The organism is Aeromonas sp. 1HA1, assembly GCF_029237385.1.
Lineage (GTDB): Bacteria > Pseudomonadota > Gammaproteobacteria > Enterobacterales > Aeromonadaceae > Aeromonas > Aeromonas popoffii.
The window spans coordinates 1-7,330 of the sequence record NZ_JAACGC010000113.1; the positions used below are offsets into that span (position 1 = coordinate 1).

6 protein-coding genes and 1 pseudogene are annotated in these 7,330 nt (G+C 53.0%); all 7 read left to right on the top strand.

Going from position 1 to position 7,330, the window contains the following annotated elements:
- The first annotated feature begins 161 nt into the window (after positions 1-161).
- Positions 162-470: a hypothetical protein gene (locus GWQ22_RS20340; RefSeq protein WP_275931467.1), complete on the top strand. Its 309-nt coding sequence runs from the start codon at positions 162-164 to the stop codon at positions 468-470.
- 251 nt (positions 471-721) lie between these two features.
- A complete protein-coding gene (locus GWQ22_RS20345; RefSeq protein ID WP_275931468.1) occupies positions 722-1,522 on the top strand; it encodes a LuxR family transcriptional regulator in 801 nt (266 codons plus the stop codon).
- Positions 1,523-1,751: 229 nt separating this feature from the next.
- Entirely contained in the window at positions 1,752-2,270 is a 519-nt protein-coding gene (gene hcp1, locus GWQ22_RS20350) for a type VI secretion system effector Hcp1 (protein ID WP_010634822.1), read from the top strand.
- Between the two features lie 196 nt (positions 2,271-2,466).
- The gene (locus GWQ22_RS20355) at positions 2,467-2,754 is read left to right on the top strand and encodes a type VI secretion system PAAR protein (RefSeq protein WP_042038057.1); all 288 of its coding nucleotides are present in this window, start codon (positions 2,467-2,469) and stop codon (positions 2,752-2,754) included.
- 11 nt (positions 2,755-2,765) lie between these two features.
- A pseudogene (gene tssI, locus GWQ22_RS20360) lies at positions 2,766-4,709 on the top strand (type VI secretion system tip protein TssI/VgrG); the annotation flags it as partial.
- 119 nt (positions 4,710-4,828) lie between these two features.
- A complete protein-coding gene (locus GWQ22_RS20365) occupies positions 4,829-5,641 on the top strand; it encodes a DUF4123 domain-containing protein (protein ID WP_275931469.1) in 813 nt (270 codons plus the stop codon).
- On the top strand, positions 5,605-7,330 hold a 1,726-nt coding region (locus GWQ22_RS20370), incomplete at its 3' end, for a lipase family protein (protein ID WP_275931470.1). The genes GWQ22_RS20365 and GWQ22_RS20370, both read left to right, overlap by 37 nt.

Here is a 7,330-nt window from a genome sequence, read left to right on the forward strand (position 1 = left end):
CAGGACTCTGAGGGTAGAATTGGTCATGGCGTATCACCTCTGTTAATTGAGATTCTTCGCGGGAATCAATCAGCAGGATACGCCACCTTCTCTATCTCCCCCATACACCAGAAATCACCATAACTCTGCCTACCCATCACCCAGCGTAATGACGAAATTACATGTCTATCAATCCGAAGCCACCTTTACCGCGTTACTTGCAAGTCGCACATTGGCTGCACGATCAGCAGCGAGCCATCAGTGCCCGTGAAGCTGCGGACGTATTTGGCGTCTCGTCTTGGTCCATAGAACGAGATTTTGCCAGGGTGCGAGCGTTGTCCGGGATCGTGGTGTTCGATGAGCAACGAGTACCCAGCAAAGGTGGGCCGCAGTATCTACTGCGGGTGCTGCAGATTTTCCCTTACTGGCTTGACGAACACCAGCAACCTCACCAGCAGCTCGCCAGTTCCTGGGACCTCAACGCCCCCTAACGTGGCGAGACCTGCTCTGCCGCCCTTGGTGTCAATTAGTCGCCCGACATCAACGTAATATCAACGTAATATCAACGATTGATCCTACTTCTATCGACCACATGCCTATCGACGTGTGCCAAGTTCTTGGGGAAGGCTGCTGGTTCGATATGCAATTCATGCGAGGCCTTATCAACAACTGATGGGATATTGTGCTATCTGATTGATAATTGGTAATATTCAGTACATTTCATCGCTTGTAAGCCGAACGATTGACCATTACTCCGCTCTACTTCCTCAATACCACCGACGCACTGACGCTCATCACCCAGTTCGATACCGCAACAGACGAACAAACCATCGTGAGCCTACTTCGCTCACTCTGCCAACAGATGGGGTTTGACCATTTTCGTTTGGGGTTCATTTCACCCAGCTCGATACAGCGTCCTGATGTGCGGATCTTCAATGGCTGTCCTACCCAGTGGGTGCAGGCCTATGATGCGCAGCGCTTCTTTGCGGTAGACCCAGTGGTGCGCAAGGGGATGACGCAGAGCACGCCCATCCTGTGGGCGAATCTCATCACCGAGTGTTGCGACCAACAAGATACCGATGGGCTTGAGGTGATGCTGCAGGCTCATGAAGCGGGATTGCGCGATGGCATCACCTTCCCCTGGCATGGGGCCAATGGTCATGTGGGGTTGCTGTCGTTCATTACCCGAACACCCCGTACTGAACACCAATGGCTGACGGCCACGCCCTTTTTGAGCTTGCTATCGGTGCACATCTTTGAGGCGGTCGTGCGGGTCTGCTTGTCCGATATACCCCCTCGGGATGCGCTGAGTCTGCGGGAGCTGGAAGTGTGCCAGTGGGCAGCGGAGGGCAAGCAAGTCAGTGACATCGCCCAGATACTGGGCATCACCCCTAGAACGGTGACCTTTCACCTGGAGCGTATTGCCGAGAAGCTGGGAGCAAGCAATAAAAGCCAGGCGATATCTTGGGCGCTCAAGCAGGGGCTGGTGCGGCTCAATATCGATGCTGCGTTAGTGGGGAATGTTGATGAGGACGGTCAATAATTCTGACTGGCGCAATTTGTTGCCCACATATTAGGCTAAATCACTGTTTGAGCAATATTTTCTGAGATATGTGCACTGTTTGAGCGAAAGCTTGCTCAGCGTTGTGCGGTTGAGGCTATGGGTTGGCGGTAAGTCATTGATAAATAATGAAACGAAAAATTGGCACGGTCACTGCTAGGGGTTTGGTCGAGTGCTAGTTCATTTAACCCACCTATTTAGGAGCATACACATGCCAACTCCATGTTATATCAGCATCGAAGGTAAAACTCAGGGCAACATCACTGCCGGTGCCTTCACCTCCGACTCCGTCGGTAACATCTTCGTACAAGGTCACGAAGACGAGATGCTGGTACAAGAGTTCCAGCACGTTGTCACCGTGCCGACTGACCCGCAATCCGGTCAGCCTGCTGGTCAGCGTGTCCACAAGCCGTTCAAATTCACCGTTGCGCTGAACAAAGCCGTGCCGCTGATGTACAACTCCCTGGCTTCCGGCGAAATGTTGCCGAAAGTGACCCTGAAGTGGTACCGCACCTCTGTTGAGGGCAAGCAGGAGCACTTCTTCTCTACCGTGCTGACCGATGCCACCATCGTTGACATCGACTGCCAGATGCCGCACTGCCAAGACCCGGCGAAATCCGACTTCACCCAGCTTATCCAGGTCTCTCTGGCTTACCGCAAGATTGACTGGGAGCACACCGTTGCCGGTACCTCTGGTGCTGATGACTGGCGCGCCCCTATCGAGGCATAAGCCTGACGTTCTGACTTCGTTATTTCCTGTATTAGGTTTCGTATCTTGTGGCCGGTGTGCACCGGCCTTTATCCCGTGTTTCTCCGGTCAGTCTTTGGCTGCCGGAGCCTTTTATGTTTTGCCATCCCCCTGCCCAGAGATTGATGTCGTGGTAGTGAGAGCGGAGTGATGGCAAAGCACACAAGAGGTTTGAATTATGTGTCCCTCCATTGCACTGCTTGGTGACCTTGGCACCGACCACGATGGCTTTCCACCGACCCCGGTGATAGCCGCCAGCCCTGATGTTTTTCTCGATGGCAAGCCGGTGGCCCGTCAGGGTGACCCGTTAGCGCCGCACGACAAGCCGAATAACCCGCCCCATCCGCGCAGCATTGCCGGTGGTGTGGGGTCTGTGTTGGTGAACGGCAAGCCCATCGCTATCACCGGCACAGCGGTGGATTGTGGTGGCGTGGTGATTGGTTCGGGCAGCGGGCAAGCAGGATAAGGAACAAGGTCATGGCACAGAGCACTGGATTACAATTCACCGTCAAGGTTGGCGCACTGGCTGACAACACCTTTGCGGTCGCGAGCTTCAAGCTCGATGAGGGCTTGAACAGCCCGTTTAGCCTCAAACTGGAGGTGGCCAGCCAGCAACCGGACATCGACTTTGGCGCTGTGCTGGACCAGCCCTGTGAGCTGATGGTGTGGTACCACGGCGAGTTGCAGCGCCGGGTATGCGGGGTAGTGAGCGACTTTGCGCAAGGGGACAGCGGCTTTCGCCGCACCCGCTATCAGCTGCAAGTCAAACCTGCCCTGTGGCGATTGGGATTGCGCCAAAACTCCCGCATCTTCCAGGCACAAAAGCCTGACGAAATCCTCTCCATTTTGCTGCAAGAGCACGGCATCACCGACTACGCCTTTGCGCTGAAAAACGAACACGCCCAGCGCGAATACTGCGTTCAGTACCGCGAGACCGACCTCGATTTCGTTAACCGCCTTGCTGCCGAAGAGGGGCTCTTCTACTTCCACGAGTTTGAAGCAGGCAAACATCGCATCGTGTTTGCCGACGATGCGGCGGCATTGACTGCTGGCCCAGAGCTGTTTTTTAACCTCGGCAACCGCTCGCTGGAACAGGGCGCCTATGTGCGCCAGTTCCACTACCGCGAATCGGTGCGCCCCTCAGAGGTAGAGCTCAAGGACTACAGCTTTAAGACCCCGGCTTATGGCCTCTCCCAGAAGAAAATGGGGGCTGAGCTCGAGCACCAGCGCGACACCTACCAGCATTTTGACTATCCGGGCCGCTACAAGCAGGACGGCAGTGGCAAGGCGTTTGCCCAGCACCGGCTCGATGCGCTGCGCAATGACGCGGTCAGCGGCAGTGGCAAGTCCAACAGCGCAGCCCTCTTGCCGGGGCAAAGTTTCTCGCTGACCGAACACCCCAACGGCAGCCTCAACACCGACTGGCAAATTGTGCGTATCAGCCACACCGGCGAACAGCCACAGGCGCTGGAAGAGGAAGGCGGCAGCGGCCCGACCGTCTACCACAACGAATTTGGCGTGGTCAAAGCGAGCACCACCTGGCGCGCCCGCATCGGCAGCCCCGAGGCCCCCCACAAGCCGATGGTGGATGGCCCGCAAATCGCCATCGTGGTTGGGCCTGAAGGGGAAGAGATTTACTGCGACGAGCATGGCCGGGTGAAGCTGCAATTCCCGTGGGACCGCTACGGCAGTTCCAACGACCAGAGCTCCTGCTGGGTGCGGGTGAGTCAGGGCTGGGCCGGTGGCCAGTACGGCATGATGGCCATCCCCCGTATCGGCCATGAGGTCATAGTGAGCTTTTTGGAAGGCGACCCTGACCAGCCCATCGTGACGGGGCGCACCTTCCATGCCACCAACCGCCCCCCTTACGAGCTGCCCGCCAACAAGACGCGCACTGTGCTGCGCACCGAAACCCACCAGGGTGAGGGCTTCAACGAGCTGCGTTTTGAAGACCAGGCGGGGCAGGAAGAGATTTACATCCACAGTCAGAAAGACCTGAATGTGCTTATCGAAAATGATGCGGCGTGGCATATCAAGCATGACCAGCACACCAACATCGACAATGAGCGGGTTACTCGGATCAGAAAGGTCGCTCACAAAGATGGCGGCACCAGCCTTGGCAACGATCACCTGACGGTAGAGGGCGAGAAACGGGATCACATCAAGGGCGACTACTCCCTTAGCGACGATAGCTCCATGCACCTAAAACTGGGTGATAGCTGGTTAGTCGAAGCCAGTCAGGAAATACACATCGACTCGGGCCAAAAAATTGTGCTGGAAGCTGGCTCTGAATTGACGCTCAAAGTTGGCGGAAGTTTTGTGAAGGTTGATCCAAGTGGCATCACTCTGGTCGGCCCCACTATCAAGATGAACTCTGGTGGCAGTCCTGGCTCAGGTTCTGGATGGGCTGGGCAGATGCCAAGTTTGCCTATGGGCGTTAGTGTTCCAGACTATACACCCCCACCGTTGTTTAAAGGCGGAAAAGCCTGTCCGCTGCTGGCCAATCAGGATGTCACCATGGACATTAATGAGGCCGATTCATGACCCCCAAGCGTTTTGATGAATGGTCACATATCGTGCCACAGGAGCAAGCAACGCCTCATATCTTTGTCCTGCTTAATACTGTTACTGATCCCGCGCTGTTAAGCACATGGATTGAAAAGGGGTGGGCGAATCAATCTATCCCGCTTTATTCTCACACCCCCATGAAAACGATCCTGCCCAGTAGCCCTTGGCTACTGGAGGTCAATATCCAACATGGTGCAGATATTGCCGAATGGGTAGACCAACATCAGCAAATCCCTTGGGGCTGGGCGTACACCAGCGTTGATCCGTGGTGGGCACAAGTCACGCATTGGCGGCATTATCTGCAAGTGATGATGGGTGAACGCCTGCGAGCGATCCGCTTTCAAGACCCGCGAATACTGGGAGTGTGGTTGGCTCGAAATGAACCAGCACTCTGGCATGGTTTGTTATCGCCCATTCAGTCTGTACGCCTGCCTAATGGCGATAGTTATGTCTCTCCTCTGACGAGTGAGACGTGTAATGAGACATTTCCTTGGGTATTACCTGCCAGCCTGATCGATGCTTGGCACCGCTCCGAGTTTGGCCTGGAAATGAAGGCGAGTGATTTTGACCTAAGCGCTTGGGAAACTCTCCCCGAACAAGCCGAATATTACTTCCAGCAAGGGGGAGAATTGAAAGCACAGTTCAAGTCTGTGCTGACAACCCTAGCAGCACAAGGTAAAGACCTTCATGTGCTCACCCTGACCCAACTTTTTGAACACCTCAACGACCGTTATCAAGGAGCAGCTGTATGCCCCACAGAAAAACATGTGCAGATTGCCAGTTAGCCACCTATAGCTACGACATCCAACTTGTTGATGAACTGAATCAGGCAATTGCCGGTGTCCCTTACAAGCTAACGGTTGCTGGCCGGATGATGGTCGAAGGCAAGACAGATGCCGAGGGTAAGCTGTTTGAAGATGAACTCATCCCTGGCTCTGCGGTATTGACTCTGGATGCAGACAAACTTGCGGAAGTGCTACAAGAACCCCATCGCTATTTGCGAGAGTCTCGTGATTGGGTTAAAGATTCGCAGGTGCAGCCACTTGCCGAACAACAAGGCAGAGAATATGCCTTCCTCAAATTGGGTGAGCTGATTGATAAAGTACCGACCATTCCAGAATGGCCGGAAGATGAGTCCTTGCCGTCTTACCATTTTCCCAGTCAGGTGCTCAGTGGTCATCGTATCGTTGCTAAGGGTAAAGAGCACAAGGCCCGTAAGTTCACATTTGAGATCAGCCCGTTTAGGGCTTGGGTATTGGATCTCACCCACAGCGAACAATACAACCTCGCCAATGCCTACAATCTGGCTCTCACTAGCGTTCTCACTTATGCCGACCTTGAGAAGAATCAATACCGAGCCAAGAGTGGTTCGATAAAAGACTTCTTTATGAAACAGATGCTGGATCTGGGGAAGCTGCCCAACCGCATTAACACCGATACCTTGACAGCTTGGGTCAAGGATGTGCCGTTCAAAGATCGCTATACCATCTTGGGACAGTTGAATTCTGAACTTGCCGTTGATGACAGCGGGAATAAGAACAATCCGATATCCAATACACAAATGTTCTACGTTACCAACACCCATGATTTTATTATTGCGTGGCGCGGCACTATGGGAACGGATGACATTTTAACTGACCTGTCTTACGCTCCTGAATCACGCACCTGTGCTGTATCAGCATGTGGTCAATTGCATGGTGGATTTTGGTCTGCATATCAAGATATTTTATCAAATCCAAATTTAGTCGAAGATCTTGAACAATTCACAAAGGTCTTTGATGCTTCTAGCAATAAAAATCTCTTCATATCAGGCCATAGTTTAGGTGGTGCGTTAGCTCTGATCTATGCCAGTGAGAACTTAAACTATTCCCCATGCTTATATACATATGGCATGCCTCGTGTATTTAGTCGCTCAGCATTACTAACATTTCCCTCTTTTATACATTACCGTCATATCAATAAAGATGACCCTGTGACGGCTATTCCACCTGAAGCAGATGTTGGCAATCCGCTATTTGGTGAAAACTTTACCATATGGGGCTCCAAGGCATTAGGATACTTGTGGAGCATACCAACCTTATTAGCAAATCCGATACTGGATAAAGTGGGTAAGACAGATCCCTTTATGCACCATGGCAAGGTTGTGCATTTTTATCAGGATTGGGTACTGCCTACTGATGGACGCACAGCTATTAAACAATGGCAAGCAACTTTCACCCCCTATCTGATCCCTGCACTGAATGTAAAAAATGAGCAAGCGGCAGAGACTGCAATCAAAAATGGCAGTCCCTTTCCAGCCAACCGCAACCCATCATATCGGCAACCTCCATTAGATGGAGCAGACCATAGCCTGACTCTTATACACAAATATTGTGAACTGATTGGCACTTTTCCCGATTTCCAGGATCTGATCTCCTATGTGACTCCCGAACATGGTAACGATCATGCTAACTTTTGCTCTTCATCGTGCGGCC

Coding starts and splice junctions, on each gene's coding strand:
- GWQ22_RS20340 (WP_275931467.1), top strand. CDS start 162: ATGTCTATCAATCCGAAGCCACCTTTACCGCGTTACTTGCAAGTCGCA.
- GWQ22_RS20355 (WP_042038057.1), top strand. CDS start 2,467: ATGTGTCCCTCCATTGCACTGCTTGGTGACCTTGGCACCGACCACGAT.
- hcp1 (WP_010634822.1), top strand. CDS start 1,752: ATGCCAACTCCATGTTATATCAGCATCGAAGGTAAAACTCAGGGCAAC.
- GWQ22_RS20365 (WP_275931469.1), top strand. CDS start 4,829: ATGACCCCCAAGCGTTTTGATGAATGGTCACATATCGTGCCACAGGAG.